Source organism: Photorhabdus thracensis, assembly GCF_001010285.1.
Taxonomy (GTDB): Bacteria; Pseudomonadota; Gammaproteobacteria; order Enterobacterales; family Enterobacteriaceae; genus Photorhabdus; species Photorhabdus temperata.
In genome coordinates this window covers 1,547,952-1,569,408 of sequence record NZ_CP011104.1, presented here as the reverse complement: position 1 = coordinate 1,569,408, position 21,457 = coordinate 1,547,952, and the positions used below count along the sequence as shown (strand labels likewise).

The 21,457-nt window shown below is 45.7% G+C and carries 17 protein-coding genes, 3 tRNA genes and 2 pseudogenes; 15 read left to right on the top strand and 7 right to left on the bottom strand.

Going from position 1 to position 21,457, the window contains the following annotated elements; translation table 11 throughout:
• Window position 1 precedes the first annotated feature (1 nt).
• The 4 genes and pseudogenes from mscM to VY86_RS23115 form a co-directional block, all read right to left on the bottom strand.
• Window positions 2-3,337: a miniconductance mechanosensitive channel MscM gene (mscM, locus tag VY86_RS06345; RefSeq protein WP_046974334.1), complete on the bottom strand. Its 3,336-nt coding sequence runs from the start codon at window positions 3,335-3,337 to the stop codon at window positions 2-4.
• 26 nt (window positions 3,338-3,363) lie between these two features.
• Complete coding sequence (asd, locus tag VY86_RS06340) at window positions 3,364-4,257, bottom strand: archaetidylserine decarboxylase (protein ID WP_046974333.1); 894 nt, start codon at window positions 4,255-4,257, stop codon at window positions 3,364-3,366.
• A gap of 194 nt (window positions 4,258-4,451) precedes the next feature.
• On the bottom strand, window positions 4,452-5,516 hold the full coding sequence (gene rsgA / locus VY86_RS06335; protein ID WP_046974332.1) for a small ribosomal subunit biogenesis GTPase RsgA: 1,065 nt from the start codon (window positions 5,514-5,516) through the stop codon (window positions 4,452-4,454).
• A gap of 141 nt (window positions 5,517-5,657) precedes the next feature.
• Window positions 5,658-5,789 (bottom strand): annotated as a pseudogene (locus VY86_RS23115) (transposase); the annotation flags it as partial.
• A gap of 111 nt (window positions 5,790-5,900) precedes the next feature.
• Here VY86_RS23115 and VY86_RS06330 point away from each other — a divergent pair.
• From VY86_RS06330 to VY86_RS06310, 5 genes and pseudogenes are all read left to right on the top strand, one after another.
• A pseudogene (locus tag VY86_RS06330) lies at window positions 5,901-6,693 on the top strand (RNA-guided endonuclease InsQ/TnpB family protein).
• Window positions 6,694-6,778: 85 nt separating this feature from the next.
• Entirely contained in the window at window positions 6,779-7,327 is a 549-nt protein-coding gene (orn, locus tag VY86_RS06325) for an oligoribonuclease (RefSeq protein WP_046974331.1), read from the top strand.
• A gap of 206 nt (window positions 7,328-7,533) precedes the next feature.
• Window positions 7,534-7,609 (top strand) — tRNA-Gly (locus VY86_RS06320).
• 56 nt (window positions 7,610-7,665) lie between these two features.
• Window positions 7,666-7,741 (top strand) — tRNA-Gly (locus VY86_RS06315).
• A gap of 47 nt (window positions 7,742-7,788) precedes the next feature.
• Window positions 7,789-7,864: transfer RNA gene (locus VY86_RS06310), tRNA-Gly, on the top strand.
• A gap of 175 nt (window positions 7,865-8,039) precedes the next feature.
• On the opposite strand, the gene VY86_RS25695 is transcribed toward VY86_RS06310, so the two are convergent.
• The 3 genes from VY86_RS25695 to queG form a co-directional block, all read right to left on the bottom strand.
• Window positions 8,040-8,114: a hypothetical protein gene (locus VY86_RS25695; RefSeq protein ID WP_228939872.1), complete on the bottom strand. Its 75-nt coding sequence runs from the start codon at window positions 8,112-8,114 to the stop codon at window positions 8,040-8,042.
• Between the two features lie 51 nt (window positions 8,115-8,165).
• Window positions 8,166-8,453 (bottom strand): type II toxin-antitoxin system Phd/YefM family antitoxin, encoded by a 288-nt coding sequence (locus VY86_RS06305; protein ID WP_071881071.1) that lies wholly within the window; start codon window positions 8,451-8,453, stop codon window positions 8,166-8,168.
• 849 nt (window positions 8,454-9,302) lie between these two features.
• Window positions 9,303-10,460, bottom strand: a complete 1,158-nt coding sequence (gene queG, locus VY86_RS06300) for a tRNA epoxyqueuosine(34) reductase QueG (RefSeq protein ID WP_046976748.1) — start codon at window positions 10,458-10,460, stop codon at window positions 9,303-9,305.
• Window positions 10,461-10,631: 171 nt separating this feature from the next.
• Between queG and tsaE the strand changes: the two genes are divergently transcribed.
• The 10 genes from tsaE (at window position 10,632) to nsrR (ending at window position 21,443) form a co-directional block, all read left to right on the top strand.
• Entirely contained in the window at window positions 10,632-11,096 is a 465-nt protein-coding gene (tsaE, locus tag VY86_RS06295; RefSeq protein ID WP_046974330.1) for a tRNA (adenosine(37)-N6)-threonylcarbamoyltransferase complex ATPase subunit type 1 TsaE, read from the top strand.
• 14 nt (window positions 11,097-11,110) lie between these two features.
• A complete protein-coding gene (gene amiB, locus VY86_RS06290; protein WP_046974329.1) occupies window positions 11,111-12,394 on the top strand; it encodes an N-acetylmuramoyl-L-alanine amidase AmiB in 1,284 nt (427 codons plus the stop codon).
• 9 nt (window positions 12,395-12,403) lie between these two features.
• On the top strand, window positions 12,404-14,305 hold the full coding sequence (mutL, locus tag VY86_RS06285) for a DNA mismatch repair endonuclease MutL (RefSeq protein ID WP_046974328.1): 1,902 nt from the start codon (window positions 12,404-12,406) through the stop codon (window positions 14,303-14,305).
• Entirely contained in the window at window positions 14,298-15,239 is a 942-nt protein-coding gene (gene miaA / locus VY86_RS06280) for a tRNA (adenosine(37)-N6)-dimethylallyltransferase MiaA (RefSeq protein WP_046974327.1), read from the top strand. Before mutL ends, miaA begins: the two co-directional genes overlap by 8 nt.
• Window positions 15,240-15,349: 110 nt before the next feature.
• The gene (hfq, locus tag VY86_RS06275; protein WP_021322937.1) at window positions 15,350-15,658 is read left to right on the top strand and encodes an RNA chaperone Hfq; all 309 of its coding nucleotides are present in this window, start codon (window positions 15,350-15,352) and stop codon (window positions 15,656-15,658) included.
• A gap of 97 nt (window positions 15,659-15,755) precedes the next feature.
• On the top strand, window positions 15,756-17,036 hold the full coding sequence (hflX, locus tag VY86_RS06270) for a ribosome rescue GTPase HflX (RefSeq protein ID WP_046974326.1): 1,281 nt from the start codon (window positions 15,756-15,758) through the stop codon (window positions 17,034-17,036).
• Between the two features lie 104 nt (window positions 17,037-17,140).
• Window positions 17,141-18,367 (top strand): FtsH protease activity modulator HflK, encoded by a 1,227-nt coding sequence (gene hflK, locus VY86_RS06265; protein WP_046974325.1) that lies wholly within the window; start codon window positions 17,141-17,143, stop codon window positions 18,365-18,367.
• Window positions 18,368-18,369: 2 nt separating this feature from the next.
• Window positions 18,370-19,380: a protease modulator HflC gene (hflC, locus tag VY86_RS06260; RefSeq protein ID WP_046974324.1), complete on the top strand. Its 1,011-nt coding sequence runs from the start codon at window positions 18,370-18,372 to the stop codon at window positions 19,378-19,380.
• A gap of 148 nt (window positions 19,381-19,528) precedes the next feature.
• A complete protein-coding gene (locus VY86_RS06255; RefSeq protein ID WP_046976747.1) occupies window positions 19,529-20,827 on the top strand; it encodes an adenylosuccinate synthase in 1,299 nt (432 codons plus the stop codon).
• A gap of 190 nt (window positions 20,828-21,017) precedes the next feature.
• Complete coding sequence (nsrR, locus tag VY86_RS06250) at window positions 21,018-21,443, top strand: nitric oxide-sensing transcriptional repressor NsrR (RefSeq protein WP_046974323.1); 426 nt, start codon at window positions 21,018-21,020, stop codon at window positions 21,441-21,443.
• Window positions 21,444-21,457: the final 14 nt, after the last annotated feature.

Here is a 21,457-nt window from a genome sequence, read left to right as displayed (position 1 = left end):
TTTATAAACTACCCGGTTGGCGTGGTGGGTTTCGGCCTGACATATTGGTCGTCGCGCTGCGGATGTTTTGACCAATTATATCAATGCTAGCCTGAAATGGCGGGAATGGCAGAGTAATACCATGCTTGTGAAATTCTTGCAGAATAAGCTGGTGGACTTCATGGCGGACAGGCATCCGGTGCCCCATTTCAGCGGCATAAATACGTAATTCAAATATCTGAATGCCATGCTGGAGATCAACCAGATACACTTCAGGTGCCGGGTTATCCAGGATCAGAGAGCTGTGTTTGGCCGCATTTAACAGGATTTGGGTGATTTTTTCGCTGTTATTCTCTGCCGGAGCAGGAATTGTCAGTACGACACGGGTGATGGTGTCTGACAATGACCAGTTAATAAACTGCTCAGTGATAAAGGCTTTGTTAGGAACAATAATTTCTTTCCGGTCCCAATCTGAAAGCGTCGTTGCCCGTGTATTGATCTTGGTGATGCTGCCAGTCAGATTGCGGATGGTGACGGTATCACCGATACGGATGGGCTTTTCAAACAGGATCATCAGGCCAGAAACGATGTTGGCGAAGATTTCTTGTAAGCCAAAACCAAGCCCAACCCCCAGTGCGGCAACAAGCCATTGCAGTTTTGACCATTCAATGCCAATCAGCGAGAAACCTACCAGACCACCGATCAGCGTAATGGTGTATTTGGTTAGTGTGGTAATGGCAAAGCCGGTACCTGGGGCCAGTTCCAGATGCTGCAATAAGGCCAGCTCAAGCAGGGCAGGCAGGTTACGCACTAGCTGAGTTGTGATAATAATCACCAGTATGGCGATTAATACCGAGCCCATTGTGATGGGTTGAACTGTTTCTACATTGTTTATCGTTGTGGTGACATCCCACAGGCGGATATTTTCCAGGAATGAGAAAGCTGAATGGAGTTCTGACCAGAGCAAAATCAGTGAAACCAATGCAAACATGGTCAGAATTGAGCGTACCAATCCCAGGGATTGAGCACTGATTGCATCCAGGTCAATAATGGGTTCGTCAACTTCAATGGAACCTTCGATGCTGCTTGAACTCGTTGAATCATCTTCGCCTTTGGCGCGTTGAGCCAGAATTTCCGCCCGCCGCTGTTTTGCCCGTTCAAAAGCAATCCGGCGCCGCTGAATCAGCATCCAGCGCCGGATAATATGGTAAATAACCAGCAGGAAGAACCAGATAGCAACAGAAGTCTCCAAACGTCCCAGTAATGCCTGCGATGTACTGAAATAGCCCAGTATGGAAGCCAGAGCCGCGATTATCGGCGCAGAGAGTAAAATCCACCAGAGAGCAGTATTGACAACGTTTTCACCGGAGCCATTTTTATCCAGATAGAGCGGGACTCTTGCCCGTTTCAGGCTGCTGGTAATCAAGCTTAAGGAGACGCACAGTATCAGGAAACAGAGCCTGCCAAGTGTGGAGGCAAATTCTCGATCACTGTAATGTTCGAAAGTGATTAATGCCATCACCAATGGCACGATGGCAAAGATAGAGAGCTGGTAGAATCGCAATGCGCGTTTGACTCGTTCTTCCGGCCAGCGAAAATGGGCAATGAATAATCCATTTGGGTGTGCAAATGTCGCACTCAGCATAAAGATCCATAATACGGGAGTCGTTGCACTGACGCCATATCCAATGGCGATCGCCATTGGATACTGCCAGGCGCTTTGCAGCCCATAGCCGATCGCAGACCAGAGCATTGGCAAAGGTAACGCAACAATGACCGACCAGAATACGGTACGCAAAGTAAGGGAGAAGTGATCATATGTTACTTTGCCGATGCGGTTACTCGCGCGCTCAAGAAATGCGTGATAGTGGCGGAGAGAACCGACGCTGAATATGACAAGAAATAGTGCACCAAGCAGATATAGCAGCGTATCCTGAGTGGTCAGCATGACTATCAGGGCCCCACTTAACTGAGAGAAAGTATCCAGTGATAATAAGCGGGTCAGATCCTGCACAACACTAATAGGGTAATCGAGCGAAACAGGATTAACATCTGCGACCCAGAACAGATAACGGTGGGTGGCTTCCTTTACTTCTGTCAGTGCATCGTTTAGCTGGTTGGTAGCGACTTTCAGTTTGGTTAGTTCAAGAATCTCACTGTCATAACCAGATAATAGTGAATTGAGTAATTCTTTGCGGGTACGAATCAGGGAATCGTAAATCCGCTCTTGTTCGGCCGTCAGTGCAACGTTGTTTGCTTGAGCGGGTTTTATTTCTTTCTGTAACTGTTCCAGCATATCTTCGTATTTCAGCCGATCGACCCTGAATTTGATAATATTCCGGTCAAGTTGCTGAGGTTTAGACATGTCGGGCAAACGGGCAAGCTGAGTTCGAAGGGCTTCTCCTAGCGTTGTGGAGCCTCCAAGCCATTGGGCCTGTTCACGAATGGTACTCAATGCTTGCCGGACTTGAATAGTATCACTGGCGGCCTGGCGTTGCTTTGAGCCGATGGTATTCATTCGTTGCGCTTGCTGATTTAACTCCTGAGATAAATGACGGTTCAGTTGTAATTCATCAAGCAGAAATTTTGGTAGCTGACCACTCTGTTCTGCCAGCATTTCTGTATGTTCCAGAGCTAATTCTGCTTTTTGCTGGCGTTGTGCGTTAAGTTGGCTGCGGAGTTGTTGCAGCTCAAGATCAAGTCGCTGATAACGCTTTTTGAACAGATCAACTCGCATACGGGAAATTTCCTGCCGGTTATTGGCAGAAAGTTGAGCTATTTCCAGTTCATTAACTGTAGCTTTGTGAGCATTTACTTCGGCTTGAGCTAAAGCAAATTGGGCTTCTCCTAACGGAGTGGATGGTGTTTCTAATGATTGAAGGCGAGAGGATGCTTCAGTCAGAAGACGTCGTGCTTCTGATTGTTGTTGGGGTAATAATCCAAGGGAGTCGCTGATTTCCCGTCCTTTGTCCTGCTCCTGCTGTAATTGTCCACCTTGGTCCAGTAACCGGCTGCTGATCTGAATAATCTGCTGTTCAAGATTTGCGATTGGCTGGTTTGCAGGAATCTGGCGGGGAGTATCACTTTCAGCAAGTAACTTTTGACGAAGCTCTCTGGTTATTTTTGGGAAATCATCAATGGTAGCCTGATATTTCTGTGTTCTGTCGTTAGCAGATTTAGTATCAGCAATCCAATTGAGCGCTCCTTGGAGCGCCTGAGCAACTTCTGCATCCTGCGGATTTTTACTGGATTCAATTTGTTGCAGTTCTTGTTTGAGCTGGTTTTCATCAAGTTGAGTAGCAGCAAAAACCGGACTAATAATGAGCAGGCTAAGCAATAAGCTGACAATCAGGCGCACGATAGAGGACTCTCCTTGGAAGGGGATTAGCTTATGTTATCAGTAGGTTCTTCAGGCATTATCGCTTGGGCTAATAGTTCACCCATGCGGGTTGCTGAACCACTGCTTAAGTTCCCGGCTAGCTGCACCTGATTTGCTGCGAACAGGTTAATAACGGTAGAACCTAGTTTGAAGCGGCCCATTTCCTCACCTTTCTTCAAAGAGACGGCGCCAGTTGTACCGGCTTCAGGGTAAGTCCAGCGTTTGATAATACCTTCCCGTGGTGGCGTAACCGTCCCACACCAGGCCATTTCAATACTGCCGACGATAGTTGCACCAACCAGAATCTGTATCATTGGCCCAAATTGAGTATCAAACAGGCAGATGACTCTTTCATTACGGGCGAACAGGTTTGGCACGTTGGCGGCAGTCAACGGATTGACAGAGAACAGATCGCCTGGGACATAGATCATCTCTTTCAGCAATCCATCGCAGGGCATATGTACACGGTGATAATCCTTTGGTGATAAGTAAGTCGTTACAAACTGCCCATCACGGAATATCTCTGCCAACTGATGATTGCCGGCTAGCAGAGCTTCAAGGGTGTAGTGGTGCCCTTTGGCCTGAAGTATCTGGTCTGTCCGGATATTACCTAACTGACTGATAATACCATCAGCAGGCAGTGCTAATTGATGTTCTTCGCTGACAACCGGGCGAACATCCTCTTTTAATGGGCGGATAAAGAATTCGTTGAATGTTGTATAGGCAGAAAACTCAGGCACCTTCGCTTCATTCATATCCACTTTATAAACACGGGCAAACGCCTTAATTGCCAATTGAGTCAGCCAGCCAGCCTTTTTATTTGCAAACCAGCCTGCCAGATTCGTAATTCCTTGTTTAGGCAATAAATGATGCAACCTGATTTTAATGTTATCCAGCACGTCAACCTCTTGGATGTTATTTTATCGGCAAATTAGATAAAAGGGGACTATTGTACCCGTCCTTTTATTTAATGTCAGTTATACCCTTCATCTTTCAAGTTGCTGCTTTGTTGGCTGCGTTCACTTACCCCAGTCACATCGTTATCTATGCTCCTGGGGATGCGTTCACTTGCCGCCGCGCTGCAACTTGAAATCTATTGGGTATAGCTATCGTTATCTGTAAACGTCTTACGTGGTTTAATTTGGTCCATGCTGTCGAGAATACGGTGATAATTTTCAAAGCGTTCTTCAGTTATTTTGCTATCTTCTACTGCTTTCCGTAACGCACATTCTGGATCATCCCGATGTTTACAATCGCGGAATTTACAGTTTCCCAGATAATCGCGGAATTCGACGAAACCCTGAGTTATCTGTTCTGGTGTTAAATGCCATAGGCCAAATTCTCGGACACCTGGAGAATCAATCACATCACCGCCATGTGGAAAATGATAAAGGCGGGATGCCGTGGTGGTGTGTTGACCTAAACCGGAAACTTCTGAAACCTGATTGACCAGAATTTTTTCTTCATCTTCCGGCAGGAGCGTGTTCAGCAAACTGGATTTACCCACTCCAGACTGACCGGCGAAGATACTGATTCTGTCTGCGAGCATCTTTAGTAATTCTTCCATACCTTCGCCAGTATGGCTTGATAACTTTAATACTCTGTAACCAATATTATGGTATGTGGACATGACTTCATCGACCCATTCACGGCTTTCTTCGTCCAACAGGTCAATTTTATTCAGCACAATCAATGGCTCAATGCCCAGTGTTTCACAGGCAACAAGGTAGCGATCGATAATATTGAGTGAAAGTTCAGGGAGAATGGCTGACACAATAACTATCTGGTCAATGTTGGCGGCAATAGGTTTAACGCCATCATAGTAGTCAGGGCGTGTCAGTACAGAAGTCCGCTCGTGAACCGCTTCAACAATGCCATTGACTTTAACATCTGTTTGCGTTTGCAGCGAAGGACGCCATACCACCCGATCACCTGTGACTAATGAGCGGATCGTTCTGCGGATATTACAACGTTGTATAGAACCGTCTGCTGCCTCTACATCAGCATGTTGGCCGAAACGGCTGATAACCAGCCCCTCCTGAGGTTCACCTAACTGGCTATCATCCATTTCAGGTTTATTATCCTGTTTTTTCAGTCTGCGCTGATGATTTGCCTGTACCCGCCGTTGCTGGCCTTTGGATAATTTATTCTTAGCCACCGAACCTCACTTGTTCCATATTTATCGCTGCTATTTTCTAAAAGCGCTATGATACACCATCCATCTTTACCTCCAAAGGGTACTCCCGCCGACATCAGGCGGGAGGGGAATTTGGACGGGCTTGAAAAGCCCGTAGAATCATCAGCCACGCTGATGTTGAATGTATTGTTTCACCACTTCCAGCGGTGCTCCACCGCATGAACCCGCAAAGTAGGAACGGGACCAGAGAACTGCCTTTCTGTATGCTCCGCGTAAGTTCAGAAACTCATTACGTCAGCGACGGGAAAGGCTGAATGTCGTGAATAATTAATTTTGTATTTTTGCATTGAAGTTAGCCGAAGGCACAGTAAAATAGAGAATAAACCGACCACACACTGAATGATAATGCTAATACTGAAAGCCTACAAGTTCAGACTAGAGCCAACTGAAGAACAGTCGCCGCGTTTGCGACAGTTATGCGGGTGTGCTCGTTTTGTCTGGGATCACGGCCTTGAGGTAACAAAACACATTCTGGATTCCGGCGGAAAACTTCCCTCTGCGTTTGAACTAAACCGCATGCTCACGGGGTGGAAAAAAACACCGGAATACGCCTTCTTACAGGAAGCTTACACCGATAACCTTCAACCGCAGGAGGTGAACGGCAAAATCAAAAATGCCACGATCAGCCAGTCAGCGGGTCAGTGGTATGTGTCGTTTCAAGTCGAGATAGAAGCCGCTGAGCCCCACCACGAAAATAAGCAAAAACCACGCGATGATCGTGATTGAAGATTTGAAGGTCGGTAACATGTCGAAGTCAGCGAAAGGCACGGCAGAACAGCCCGGAAGGAACGTTGGGGCTAAAACAGGCTTAAATCGCGCGATACTGGATCAGGGCTGGTATGAAATGCGCCGTCAGCTAGAATATAAGCAGCGCTGGCGCGGCGGTCAGGTACTGGCAGTCCCTCCGGCATACACCAGCCAGCGGTGCGCATGTTGCGGTCATACAGCAAAAGAGAACCGATTGTCACAGAGTAAATTCGTGTGCCAGGTGTGTGGATATACCGCGAACGCAGATGTAAACGGCGCTCGTAACATGTTAGCGGCAGGGCATGCCGTGCTTGCCTGTGGAGGGACGGAGCAATCAGGCCGCCCGTTGAAGCAGGAACCAGACGCAGAGCGATCAGCCGTCGCCCACTAACGGGGATCCCCCTCTTGAGTCACGAAGTGCGAAAGTGGGGGAGGATGTCAATAATAAGAACTATCTCTCCAACCTAGGATATAACATGTCAAAAAGTGAGCACAATCTTATCTGGATAGATCTGGAAATGACGGGTTTAGATCCAGAGCGGGATCGCATTATTGAAATTGCGACAATTGTCACTGATGCAAATTTGAATATTCTGGCTGAAGGGCCGGTCATTGCGATTTATCAGTCTGATGAGCAACTTGCTCTGATGGATGAATGGAATGTGCGTACCCATACTGGCAGTGGGTTGGTTGAACGTGTTAAAGCAAGCAAAATAGATGATCGTGCGGCAGAGAAGGCGACGATTGAATTTTTGGAAGAGTGGGTTCCCGCGGGGGCTTCACCTATTTGTGGTAATAGTGTTGGTCAGGATCGGCGTTTCCTATTCCGTTATATGCCGGAGCTGGAAGCCTATTTTCACTACCGTTATCTGGATGTCAGTACATTGAAAGAATTAGCCCGTCGTTGGAAACCGGAAATCCTGGCGGGATTAAAAAAGCAGAGTACTCATCAGGCACTGGATGATATTCGCGAATCAGTGGCTGAATTAGCTTATTATCGAGAACATTTTATTCAATCGGAATAAGAAAGTTTTATTTTGTCCTCTGCTGGCTATGATAACGTAAGCTCAGTGTGACGATTATTAATCTGCATTGGTGTTTATTAAATCGCCATTTGACCGAAAAGTTTGTTTTTTTGCGTTGAAGGGGCTTGCGAGTGCAGCGATTTTTCGTATAATGCGCTCCCCGTACCGATGAAGAATTTTATCAGGTATGGCATACTGAAAGATATGCGGGAATAGCTCAGTTGGTAGAGCACGACCTTGCCAAGGTCGGGGTCGCGAGTTCGAGTCTCGTTTCCCGCTCCAAATTTCGATTTGTAATCAGTATGTTATTTCAGGCTATCATTAGCCAAGTCAGTGACGCGGGAATAGCTCAGTTGGTAGAGCACAACCTTGCCAAGGTTGGGGTCGCGAGTTCGAGTCTCGTTTCCCGCTCCAAAGTTTTAAGTCGGTTATGTTGTTTCAGACTATAATTAGTCAGTAATGCGGGAATAGCTCAGTTGGTAGAGCACGACCTTGCCAAGGTCGGGGTCGCGAGTTCGAGTCTCGTTTCCCGCTCCAATCCTCATTTTCATGCCGGTAATCCAGAAGTGTTCTTTTCCTTTATCGATCCTATTTTCACGCAATAGAACCCGTTGCATGATGTTGTAAACATCGTCTGGGTTATTGATAAACTTTTTATCTTTACTTGTGGATTTAAAGGTAATTGAATGCTATTAACACCTACCGGGAAAATCTAACCACTCAGCAACTGCTCCAATACATAATCGGCTTTCCCAGGACTGTCATTTTCGACAATATAATCGTAAATATCCTCTAAATCCGCTTCGGCGTCTTTAGTTAATACCTCCTTTATATGACATCAGGTGAACTTCTCTTTATTCTTTAAACGGTGAATTACATCCTTTACCGGTGTGATTTCACCTGTTTTAACCTGCTGTTGTCCTAAAGCCAAAATCTTTAACAATGCTATGGTTTCCTTTGTCTGCTCATAAGAGGCAATATCCTGAATGACCGCTTTCGCTTCACCATTTTGCGTAATAATCATCGGTGAGCGGGACTCTGCCAGTGTCGTCATCACCGCAGCTGCATTGGTTTTAAGGTAGCTGATTGGTTTAATCTGTTCTGAATAACGCGTAGAATCCCTCACATCGAATAAGACTAAATATAGACTATAAAAAGTCAATAAATTGATTGTAAAATGACTGAACCAATTAAGCAAATGCAGCTTTTTTTGAAAAGCAGAACAAACAAGTCTACGGATATGAAGCAAAGTAGGAAAAATTATTATTTTTTAGTTAGTTACCGTGAGTTGCATTTTTCCGCTCCAATTTTTGATTTGCAGATGCTCATCTGGGGTTCTTATATTCATGGCGTTTTGTGCTAAAAAATTCCGAATGTATGATGTTTGTCCGTTAAGAGTTATTGCTTGGTTATAGGTTCTCTGTCTTTCTTTGGCACAGGACACACAGGAAGGGGAAAGGCATGATCCTTTAACTCCGAAAGTTTTTTCAACTTCTGCTTGCCAAACTTTTGAGGGTGGTACATAATGCACTCCTTTCAACGATGATCTATTTAAAAATATCTGTTGAATCAATAAGTTAAGTGGGATTCAAACGATTTGCTTCCCTCTCCAAGTTTCTTCCCCAATGATAATACTCGCTTATTTTGGTTCGATTTTTGGGCTATAGGGTTCGGTGTTGGTTTCTATTTTTTATCCACAGAATAGAAAGTGATTTCCTGGTAAATAAGTACGACACCTTAAAATTACCACACAGACTTATCCACAGGCTGTTTCTTTCAGATTTTCCTGATCTTACATTTTATAAAATCAATGTTTCTCCTATAAGTTATTGATAGTTTTTCGGAATAGTCCTTCATTAAGAAATACCATATTGATCACTTGCGCTTTTTTTGAGCATTGATCAGCAAGGAATTTTTATTTTATTCACAGGAAAATTATTTGAATTTTTTTATACACTGCCAGGATGGTTAATAATTAAGCATCTCTGGGTAAGCCTTTGGTTATCGCTCGGATAAGCCGTTTTTGTTGAGAAGTTTGTACATTGACAGTATTGGTTGCCCGGCGAGTCATTTGTTGGTCAATAGCCCAATGAATATGTTCATCAAGCATTGTGTTTAATCCTAGTTTCTGTTGCAGAGATAGAACGATGTTGTCTTGATATGGTGCGTTTCCCAAGGCAACCGCAATATTGCGTAACCAGCGTAAATGCCCGATACGGCGGATTGCAGAACCTTCTGTTATTCGCAGGAATTTTTCTTCACTCCAATTGAATAAATCTAATAATTCCGGCGTATGTAATGTTGCCCGGGGGCTGAAATCACCTTCATCTGTTAGTTGGGAAAAGCGGTTCCACGGACAAATAATCTGGCAGTCATCACAACCATAAATGCGGTTTCCCATCAGTGGGCGAAACTCTTCAGGAATAACACCTTCCAATTCAATCGTGAGATAAGAAATGCAACGGCGGGCATCAATGGTATAAGGAGCAATAATTGCACCTGTTGGGCAGGTTGTCATACAGGCCACACAGCGGCCACATTGTTCTTCCTGTAGCGTGTCTACAGGTAGGGGAAGATTTATCAGTAGTTCACCAAGAAAGAACCATGAGCCAGCTTCTCTATTAAGGATAAGCGAGTGTTTACCAACCCAGCCTAATCCGGCCTTAGCAGCTAGTGGGCGTTCCATTATTGGTGCAGAATCAACAAAAGGCCGGAAATTAAGGATGCCTTGATATTCGAAGTCATGGCAATAGTCTTGAATTTGTTCACCCAGTTTCTTCAGACGTTGGCGCAGTAGTTTGTGATAATCTCTTCCCAAAGCGTAACGGCTTATATAACCGAGTGTAGAATCACTGAGTGTGCTGGCAAAAGAGGCTTTGGCAGGGAGATAATTCATTCTTACACTAATGATGCGCAATGTTCCTGGCAGCAGTTCATTTGGGCGGGTACGCATCATACCGTGGCGTTTCATCCATGCCATTTCACCGTGATACTGTTTATCCAGCCATTCCTGGAGCTTCGGCTCTTCTGCTGATAAATCAATATCACAAATGCCAACTTGCTGAAAACCAAGAGAGAGGCCCCATTGTTTGATGCTTGTGACCAAGAGATTGAGATCGAGAGAAGTTGCCATGGCGGAAATTAGTTTATGCTGCAAGGAGTCGCAGTATAGCATAATCTGTTGCAGGCCAAAAATAGTGAGTTCAGCGGTGAAACTGAGCAGAAGATGTTAAATGTTGATAATAGAGTTGTGTTAGGGTTATTGTTTTAGCTGACGAATTAATAAAACAGCAGATATTATTCGATGAAAGAACTTGTTTTATCACTTCAAGATGAAGAAGCGACGGTTTCCCTTGGAGGCGCGGTTGCGGCTGCCTGTAATCATGGCAGTGTAATTTATTTATATGGTGATTTAGGTGCCGGTAAGACGACATTCAGCCGTGGTTTTTTGCAGTCCCTGGGCCATCAAGGGCATGTAAAAAGCCCAACCTACACTTTGGTTGAACCTTACGCTTTAACGCCGAGGCCGGTTTACCATTTTGATCTTTACCGGTTGGCTGATCCGGAAGAGCTGGAGTTTATGGGAGTTCGTGATTATTTCCATCAGGATGCTATTTGTTTGGTGGAATGGCCTCAGCAAGGAGAAGGTGTATTGCCGGATGCGGATATTAAATTACATTTGAGTTACCAGCCCGAAGGGCGACAGGCACATTTTATTGCTTTGTCTGAATATGGTGAGAGCCTGTTAGATAATTTGAAATATTTATGAGGGATCACCCGACCATGATGCACCCTTTAGTTGCAAAAATGATAAAGAAATGGCAAATCAGTTTTATGATAATTTGCTGGCTGTTTATCATGATGAGCAGTTTAGTGGTGGTAACAGCGACAGCGGCGACTTTATCCAATATCCACGTGAGTAATAGTGTCAGTGAATCCAAAGTGACGATGGTTTTTTCAGGTAGTCGCCCTGATTACAGCTTTTTCCCATTGCATTCACCGGAACGTTTAGTGGTAGATATTCACCAGTCAGGAAATATTATTGGCTTGCCAATGAATTTGCCGGGACTGGATTTAGTGAAGAAAATTCGCGCCAGTCAGGCACCTGATGCACAAAAAAAACGTATTGTGTTTGAACTAAATAAAAAAGTTAAAGTCAACTCTATAGTGCAGCAGTCGGGTAGTGAATATCGGGTTATTTTTACCTTGCGGGCTTCTGGTGCTCCTGTCAGTAATCTTGTTTTCAGAGAAAGTTCACAAGGGGCAGCCAGTAAATCAGCCATTACTGATAATAAACCAGCGGCGACAAAAAAGGCGACGCCACAAATTACTCCCAAGGGGAGTCTGCGGGTTGTTGTTGCGATTGATGCGGGACATGGCGGACAAGACCCTGGTGCGATCGGGCAACATGGACTGAAAGAGAAGAATGTCACTATTAGTGTTGCGCGTAAATTGGAAGCGCTATTGCGCAATGATCCTATGTTCAAACCCGTTTTGACCCGCAGTGGAGACTATTTTATTTCTGTTGCAGGTCGTTCTGAGGTTGCGCGTAAGCATAGCGCGAATATGCTGGTTTCTATTCATGCTGACGCTGCGCCCAATCGCAGTGCGCGTGGTGCTTCTGTCTGGGTACTGTCAAACAAGCGAGCAAACAGCGAATTGGGTAATTGGCTTGAGCAGCATGAGAAACAGTCTGAATTACTGGGCGGTGCAGGCGATGCACTGGCAAATGGTGCAGATCCTTATCTAAGCCAGGCGGTACTGGATTTACAATTCGGTCACTCTCAACGGGTGGGTTATAACGTTGCAGTACAGGTTTTGAATGAGTTGCGCAAAGTTGGTTCATTACATAAACGTTCGCCAGAACATGCCAGTTTGGGTGTGCTACGCTCACCGGATATCCCTTCAATTTTGGTAGAAACTGGATTTATCAGTAACTCATCTGAAGAAGTATTGCTTGGTTCCAGTGATTTTCAGGATAAGCTGGCAAGCGCTATCCATCAAGGATTGCGCAACTATTTTCTGGCGCATCCATTACAGGCTGCACCTAAAGCAGCCAGGAAGTAAGGGTTAAATATGGCGATCAAGATTTTACCTCCTCAATTGGCAAACCAAATTGCTGCTGGCGAAGTAGTAGAACGTCCTGCATCAGTAGTCAAGGAGTTGATGGAGAATAGTCTTGATGCTGGAGCCAGCCGCATTGATATTGAAATTGAACGCGGTGGAGTAAAACTTATCCGTGTCCGTGATAATGGTTGTGGAATCAATCATCAGGATCTTGCTTTGGCACTGGCTCGTCATGCCACCAGTAAGATTGCCACACTGGATGATCTGGAAGCGATTATCAGTATGGGATTCCGCGGAGAGGCGCTGGCCAGTATCAGCTCAGTTTCGCGTCTGACATTGACTTCCCGTACTGAAGGGCAGAATGAAGCCTGGCAAGCATACGCTGAAGGACGGGATATGGAAGTCACCGTGAAGCCAGCTGCTCATCCGGTAGGCAGTACGGTTGAAGTGTTAGATCTGTTTTATAACACACCTGCGCGACGTAAATTTCTGCGAACAGAAAAAACGGAATTTGGTCATATTGATGAGGTTGTCAGACGCATTGCGCTGGCGCGTCTGGATGTATCAATCAATTTGCATCATAACGGCAAGTTGGTTCGCCAGTACCGGCCGGCAAAAGAGGAATCACAGTATGAACGACGTTTGGCTTCTATTTGTGGTACCGCTTTTATGCAGCAGGCGCTTGCTCTTTCCTGGCAGCATGGAGATTTATCCATCAAGGGATGGGTTGCGGATCCGATGAATGCGACGGTCAGTGGAGATATTCAATATTGCTATGTTAACGGACGTATGATGCGTGATCGCTTAATTAATCATGCTATCCGTCAGGCTTATCAAGATTTGATCAAGGGAGAACAGCAGCCGGCTTTTGTTTTGTATCTGGAAGTTGATCCGCATCAGGTGGATGTTAATGTACATCCGGCGAAGCATGAAGTTCGCTTCCATCAGGCCCGCCTGGTACACGATTTTATCTATCAGGGGGTCACTGCCGTATTAAAACAGCGTGGAAGCGGCGTTGAGCTGGATATAGCATGTTGTGAACCTGCGCCGGTCTGGGAGCCGGAAAACCGCCCATCAGCAGGAGAAAATCATTTTTCCCGGCAAAATAACACCGCATCTGCGGCAACTTCATCACCAAAAGAGACTTTATCAGGTAAGAGTAATACGGGTTTTTCCCGCAGTGGTGAAAACCGTCAGTATCATGGAGACAATTATCAAAAACCTCAGGGCGAGCTGTATCAGAAGCTGATGCAATCTGTGCCGGAACCCGAAGAGAAAAGAGAGCTGTTCCCGGCAAGAATCGCTCCTGTTATGGCGGCAAAAGTGACGCCTGTTCCTGTTCAGGTTAAAAATAACAGTCATAGTTTTGGTAAAGTGTTGAGCATATATCCGCCATGTTACGCTCTGATTGAATCTCCGTTAGGTATTGGGCTGTTATCTTTGCCGGTCGCTGAACGCTGGTTAAAACAAGTGCAGTTGACACCAACGGAGCAAGGACTAAAACCACAACCACTTTTGATCCCGCTGAAACTGGCTCTCAGTAAGGAAGAAGCTAGTGCTTTAAATTGTTATAGTGACTTATTAGGCTCTTTTGGTATCGAAGCGTCTGTATCTCATGGAAAAGCAACACTACGTGCTGTATCGTTACCATTGCGCCAGCAAAATTTGCCCAAATTAATTCCTGAATTGTTAAACTATTTGGCTCAGCAGCCATCAATATTGGCAGAACAGATTGTAACTTGGCTTGTTCGTCATATTGGCAGTGAGCATGAAACATGGAATGTTGCTCAGGCAATACAGTTATTGGCTGATGTTGAGCGGCTTTGCCCACAACTGGTAAAATCTCCACCAGATGGGCTATTACAATTAATTGATTTACAAGCAGTGGTGGCATCCCTTACTCATGAGTGATCAGAAAACTCAGCATCTGCCAGCGGCAATCTTTGTTATGGGGCCGACGGCCTCAGGCAAAACCGCCTTATCTATCGCTTTGCGCCAGCATCTTCCTGTGGAACTGATAAGCGTTGATTCTGCGCTGATTTATCGTGGAATGAATATTGGTACAGCTAAACCAACAACAGAAGAGCAAGCGTTGGCGCCTCATCGTTTGATCGATATTCTTGACCCTTCTCAGCCTTATTCTGCGGCTGATTTCCGTCAGGATGCGTTGAGGGAAATGACGGAAATTACCGCTTCTGGGCGTATTCCTCTGTTAGTTGGCGGAACTATGCTCTATTTTAAGGCATTACTTGAAGGTTTATCCCCTTTGCCTTCTGCTGATCCGGTTATTCGGGCGCAAATAGAGCAGCAGGCAGCAGAGCAAGGATGGAATGCATTGCATCAGCAGCTACAGAAAGTTGATCCAGTGGCGGCGTTAAGAATTCATCCCAATGATCCACAGAGGCTTTCCCGGGCACTGGAAGTTTTTCTGATTTCAGGTAAAACTCTCACTGAGATGACGAGATTGTCAGGAGAAGTGCTTCCTTACCGTGTCCATCAATTTGCTATTGCGCCGGCAAAGCGTGAGATCCTTCATCAACGTATTGAAGCGCGTTTTCATCAAATGCTTGAATCAGGATTTGAAGAAGAAGTTAAAGCACTTTATGCTCGTAATGATTTGCATGTGGATTTACCTTCTATTCGTTGCGTTGGTTATCGCCAGATGTGGTCCTATCTTTCTGGCGAGATTAACTACGATGAAATGGTTTATCGCGGTATTTGTGCAACACGCCAATTGGCAAAGCGTCAAATAACTTGGCTCAGAGGTTGGGAGTCGGTTCATTGGTTGGAGAGTTCTCAACCTGAACAGGCTTTAAGCACAGTTATGCAGGTTGTTAGTGCATAGGTTTATTGATTGTGTACAATTGATGAGTACCAAAGCGCAATTTTTGAGTAGTTCATTTTTTCGAACCTCCAGGTTCTTAGTTAAAAACAACAAAATAAGGAAAATATAGAATGGCTAAGGGGCAATCTTTGCAAGATCCGTTCCTGAACGCGTTACGGCGTGAAAGGGTCCCGGTTTCTATTTATTTGGTCAACGGCATCAAATTGCAGGGTCAGATTGAATCTTTTGACCAGTTTGTCATTTTACTGAAAAATACGGTTAGCCAGATGGTTTATAAACACGCTATCTCGACTGTCGTACCTTCCCGCCCAGTTTCTCATCACAGTAGCAATACGGGTGTAGGGGCAAGTGTAGGTAATTACCACTCTGGTGGAGCTTCCGCTCCGGCAGTACAACAGGAAAGTGATGGCGCTGAATAAGCTTGAGAACGGTAACAAAATGAAGAAAAACATAGGTAGGGAGACTTTACCTATGTTTTTTCCTATAGTTTTTTACTCAGCCTGAGAGGTCTCACCTTTGTTTGAGCGTTATGAAGGCGGTGAACGAGCCGTTGTGGTGCACATTTTCTTCTCGCAGGATAAAGACACAGACAATCTCAGTGAGTTTGAATCACTGGTAACTTCTGCTGGTGTGGTTCCTGTTCAAATTGTCACAGGGAGCAGAAAAGCACCTCATCCGAAATATTTTGTCGGAGAAGGTAAGGCTGAGGAGATTGCTGAGGCTGTACAGGCTAGTGGTGCTGATGTTGTGCTGTTTAATCATACTCTTAGCCCTGCGCAAGAGCGTAACCTTGAACGGCTCTGTCAGTGTCGGGTGATCGATCGCACTGGTGTGATTCTGGATATTTTTGCTCAACGGGCACGGACTCACGAAGGGAAGTTGCAGGTGGAGCTGGCGCAGTTACGCCATCTTTCTACCCGTCTTGTCCGGGGATGGACTCACCTTGAACGTCAAAAAGGTGGGATTGGTCTAAGGGGGCCGGGGGAAACTCAGCTTGAGACAGACCGGCGTTTACTGCGGGATAGGATCCGCCAGATTCTGGGCCGCCTTAGTCGGGTTGAGAGGCAGCGTGAACAGGGGCGTCAGGCGCGGAATAAGGCGGATATACCGACGATTTCTCTGGTGGGATATACCAACGCTGGGAAATCAAGCTTATTTAACCGTATGACTTCCGCTGAGGTTTACACGGCTGATCAGCTGTTTGCAACACTGGATCCAACGTTGCGGCGGATTGGAGTTGATGATGTTGGCACGGCAGTGTTGGCTGATACTGTTGGTTTTATCCGTCATTTGCCTCATGATCTGGTTGCGGCATTTAAAGCGACATTGCAGGAAACCCGGCAGGCAACACTATTGCTGCATGTTGTTGATGCTGCGGATAGTCGCCTGGACGAAAATATTACTGCGGTTGACAGTGTACTGGAAGAAATTGAAGCTCATGAAATTCCGGTACTGCTGGTGATGAATAAGATTGATATGCTGGGGGACTTCATCCCGCGTATTGATCGCAACGAAGATAACTTACCGGTCAGAGTTTGGTTGTCGGCGCAAACCGGTGAAGGTATCCCGTTGTTGTTACAAGCGTTAACGGAGCGCCTTTCGGGTGAAATCGCACACTACGAATTGCGCTTGCCGCCAGAAGCGGGTCGTTTACGCAGCCGCTTCTATCAACTTCAGGCAATAGAGAAAGAGTGGATAGAAGAGGACGGCAACGTTGGTATTGAAGTGAGAATGCCAATTGTTGACTGGCGCCGTCTGTGCAAACAAGAACAGGATTTGTTTGATTATATCGTCTGATGTGCTTGTCAGATGAATATCTGAAAACTTGTGTGATTGAGAGTTGGTTTGTTTACAAGCAGCTCTTGGCCTGAAAACCAATCATAAAAGAATGGAGCGAAAACATGGCGTGGAATCAGCCCGGAAACAACGGACAAGACCGCGACCCGTGGGGGAGCAGCAATAATAATAGCGGCAACTCCGGCGGGAACAAAGGTAGTCGAAACCGTGGGGCATCTGATCTCGACGATCTGTTCCGTAAGCTGAGCAGTAAACTCGGTGGTTTCGGTGGGAATAAGGGCGGTAATGGCTCTGATCAGGGGGCAAAATTTGGCGGGCGTATTGTTAGCCTTGCTGTTGTCGCGATCATCGTGATCTGGGCCGCCAGTGGTTTCTATACGATTAAAGAAACAGAACGTGGCGTTGTCACCCGTTTGGGTAAATTGAGCCATATCGTGCAGCCAGGTCTGAACTGGAAACCAACGTTCATTGATGAAGTGGTTCCGGTCAACGTGGAATCTGTTCGTGAACTGGCGGCATCCGGTGTGATGCTGACTTCCGATGAAAACGTTGTTCGCGTGGAAATGAACGTTCAGTACCGTGTGACGAATCCAGCCGCTTATCTCTATAGCGTAACAAGCCCTGATAACAGCCTGCGTCAGGCAACTGACAGCGCGGTTCGCGGTGTTATCGGCAAATACACTATGGATAAAATCTTGACTGAAGGCCGTACTATTGTACGTAGCGATACCCAGAAGGTACTGGAAGAAACGATTCGTCCATACAAAATGGGTATTACTTTGCTGGATGTTAACTTCCAGACTGCCCGTCCACCGGAAGAAGTAAAAGCGTCATTTGACGATGCGATTGCTGCCCGGGAAAATGAACAGCAGTACATTCGTGAGGCGGAAGCTTACGCTAATGAAGTTCAACCGCGTGCAAATGGTCAGGCTCAACGATTAATCGAAGATGCTAAGGCTTATAAAGCGCGTGTGGTATTGGAAGCGCAGGGTGAAGTGGCGAGTTTTGCCAAGATGCTGCCTGAATATAAGGCAGCACCGGAAATTACCCGTGAGCGTCTGTATATTGAAACTATGGAAAAAGTACTGAGTAATACCCGCAAAGTTATTGCTAATGAGAACAGTAATAACCTGATGGTCCTGCCATTGGAGCAAATGTTCCGTAGCGATGCAGCCAGTGGTAAAACAGCCGTGGAAAGTCAGCTTGGTAATACAACTGTTTCCAGCCCGCGGGTTACTCGCCCGACAGAACCCTTAAGTTCAAACCGGACAGTAGATTACAACCGTACAGATAATCTGCGTAACGATACTGTCAGAGTAGGGAGACAATAATCATGCGTAAGTCATTCATCGTTATTATTGTTGCTGTATTGGTGGCTTTGTATACTTCAGTGTTTGTTGTGCATGAAGGACAGCGCGGTATTGTTCTGCGTTTCAGTAAGGTTGCCCGTGACGCGGAAAATAAACCGATTGTTTATGCACCGGGTTTGCACTTTAAAGTGCCATTCATTGAAACAGTGAAAACACTTGATGCCCGTATCCAGACTATGGATATTCAGGCGGACCGTTTCCTGACCAGTGAAAATAAAGACCTGATTGTTGATTCTTACCTGAAATGGCGCATTATCGATTTCAGCCGTTACTATCTGGCTACCGGTAATGGTGATATTTCTCAGGCTGAAGTTCTGTTGAAACGTAAGTTCAGTGACCGTTTGCGTTCTGAGATTGGTCGTCTGGATGTTCGCGGCATTGTGACTGATTCCCGTGGTAAACTGACTACCGATGTTCGTGACGCCCTGAACAAAGGTACGACTGACGGCGAAGCAGTGGCTACCAGTGAAGCCGATGATGCGATTGCCTCAGCGGCGGCTCGTGTAGAGAAAGAAACAGCGAGTAAACAACTGGCCATTAATCCGAACAGTATGGCTGCTCTGGGGATTGAGGTTGTTGATGTGCGTATCAAACAGATTAACCTGCCACTGGAAGTTTCAGAAGCTATCTTCCAGCGTATGCGTGCAGAGCGTGAAGCAGTAGCCCGTCGTCACCGCTCTCAGGGTCAGGAAGAGGCAGAAAAATTGCGTGCAACAGCAGATAAACAAGTGACTGAAACATTGGCGAAAGCGGAGCGTGAAGCCCGTACTTTGCGCGGTTCCGGTGATGCAGAAGCTGCTAAACTGTTTGCTGATGCATTCAGCAAAGATCCTGACTTCTATGCCTTTATCCGTAGCTTACGTGCTTACGAGAAGAGCTTCAGTGAAGATGGGAAAGATGTTCTGGTGTTAAGCCCGGATACTGATTTCTTTCGTTATATGAAAGCACCTGAAAAACGAGCAGTTCAGCATTGATAGATTTTTGAATATTTAAGTAAGGCCCGCATCAGGCGGGCCTTGTCGTGTCAGGTGGTCAACAAAAATAACAGATGTGATAAAAATTACTGAAAGGTGTGGAATGAGATGTTAGAATCCATTTTTAAGCAACCGAGTGAATTTTGAAATGGGTAAGAACGTTGTCGTATTGGGCACCCAATGGGGTGACGAGGGCAAGGGCAAGATCGTCGACTTGCTGACTGAACGAGCTAAGTATGTTGTTCGTTATCAAGGGGGCCATAATGCTGGTCATACACTGGTTATCAACGGTGAAAAAACCGTTCTCCACTTAATCCCGTCGGGGATCCTGCGTGAAAATGTTATCAGCATCATCGCAAACGGAGTTGTATTAGCACCGGACGCGCTGATGAAAGAGATAAACGCGTTAGAGTCCCGGGGTGTTCCTGTCCGCGAGCGTTTGCTCATTTCAGAAGCTTGTCCGCTTATTCTTCCGTACCATGTTGCGTTAGATAATGCCCGTGAAAAAGCACGTGGCGCAAAAGCAATTGGTACAACCGGCCGCGGTATCGGCCCTGCGTATGAAGACAAAGTTGCACGTCGTGGTCTGCGCGTTGGTGATTTGTTTGATAAAGAAGTATTTGCGGCCAAGCTGAAAGAAATTATCGAATATCATAACTTCCAACTGGTTAACTATTACCAGGAACCGGCGGTTGATTACCAGAAAACTCTGGACGAAATCATGGCTGTTGCCGATATTCTGACGGGTATGGTTGTTGACGTTTCTGACTTGTTGTATAAAGCAACTCAGAAAGGTGAGCTGGTTATGTTCGAAGGCGCACAAGGCACGCTGTTGGATATCGACCACGGTACCTATCCATACGTGACCTCTTCCAACACCACGGCGGGTGGCGTTGCAACAGGTTCCGGTTTAGGTCCACGCTATGTTGATTATGTTTTGGGGATTATCAAGGCTTACTCCACTCGTGTTGGTGCTGGCCCATTCCCAACTGAGTTGTTTGATGAAACTGGCAATTACCTGCGTGAAAAAGGTCAGGAATTCGGTGCGACTACGGGGCGTAGCCGTCGTACTGGCTGGCTGGATATCATTGCTATTCGCCGTGCAGTACAAATCAACTCACTGTCTGGTTTCTGTATGACCAAACTGGACGTACTGGATGGTTTGAAAGAAGTAAAAATTTGCGTTGGTTACCGGATGCCTGATGGTCGAGTGGTTGAGACAACACCTCTGGCTGCGGATGACTGGGAAGGTATTGAACCTGTTTATGAGACTATGCTTGGCTGGGATGAAAGTACTTTTGGTGTGAAAGAGCACAGCAAATTGCCTCAGGCGGCACTGAATTATATCAAACGTGTAGAAGAGCTGACCGGTGTTCCGGTTGATATTATTTCTACAGGCCCGGATCGTTCAGAAACTATGATTCTACGTGATCCGTTTGATGCTTGATTGTGTCACATAATCAGGTAAAGCCGGGCTTTTCAGTCCGGTTTTTTGCTATCTATTATGGTCTTTTTTGCTAACTACCAGATGATTAACATGATTTCGGCCAATTCAAGGTATATAAATTGAACAAATACTTATTTTTTTAATTTGTTCTCGGATATATTAGCTTATATCTCATTATCCAGAGGTTGATGTGCAGTTAACGAGTTTTACAGATTATGGCTTGCGCGCGCTAATTTATATGGCTGCTTTACCGCAAAACCGGATGACCAGTATTTCTGAAGTCACTCGTGTTTATGGTGTTTCTCGTAACCACATGGTAAAAATTATTAACCAGTTGAGCCACTTAGGATTAGTGGATGCTGTTCGTGGTAAAAACGGTGGCATTCGTCTGGGTAAGTCAGCAAAGGATATTAGAATTGGTGATGTCGTTCGTGCTCTCGAACCATTATCATTGGTTAATTGTAGCCAGGAATCTTGCCATATTACCTCTGCATGTCGCCTGAAAGTGGTATTAAATCAGGCAATAGAAACATTTTTGAATGAACTGGATAAACATACTTTAGCTGATATGGTTGAAGATAATATCCCCCTTTATAAGCTGCTTCTGACCGAATGAAGAAATGGCGCAAA

Excerpts from the sequence above, each read along its gene's own strand:
- orn (WP_046974331.1), top strand. The coding sequence starts at position 6,779 with ATGTCAAAAAGTGAGCACAATCTTATCTGGATAGATCTGGAAATGACG.
- queG (WP_046976748.1), bottom strand. The coding sequence starts at position 10,460 with ATGGCAACTTCTCTCGATCTCAATCTCTTGGTCACAAGCATCAAACAA.
- tsaE (WP_046974330.1), top strand. The coding sequence starts at position 10,632 with ATGAAAGAACTTGTTTTATCACTTCAAGATGAAGAAGCGACGGTTTCC.
- amiB (WP_046974329.1), top strand. The coding sequence starts at position 11,111 with ATGATGCACCCTTTAGTTGCAAAAATGATAAAGAAATGGCAAATCAGT.
- mutL (WP_046974328.1), top strand. The coding sequence starts at position 12,404 with ATGGCGATCAAGATTTTACCTCCTCAATTGGCAAACCAAATTGCTGCT.
- miaA (WP_046974327.1), top strand. The coding sequence starts at position 14,298 with ATGAGTGATCAGAAAACTCAGCATCTGCCAGCGGCAATCTTTGTTATG.
- hfq (WP_021322937.1), top strand. The coding sequence starts at position 15,350 with ATGGCTAAGGGGCAATCTTTGCAAGATCCGTTCCTGAACGCGTTACGG.
- hflK (WP_046974325.1), top strand. The coding sequence starts at position 17,141 with ATGGCGTGGAATCAGCCCGGAAACAACGGACAAGACCGCGACCCGTGG.
- hflC (WP_046974324.1), top strand. The coding sequence starts at position 18,370 with ATGCGTAAGTCATTCATCGTTATTATTGTTGCTGTATTGGTGGCTTTG.
- VY86_RS06255 (WP_046976747.1), top strand. The coding sequence starts at position 19,529 with ATGGGTAAGAACGTTGTCGTATTGGGCACCCAATGGGGTGACGAGGGC.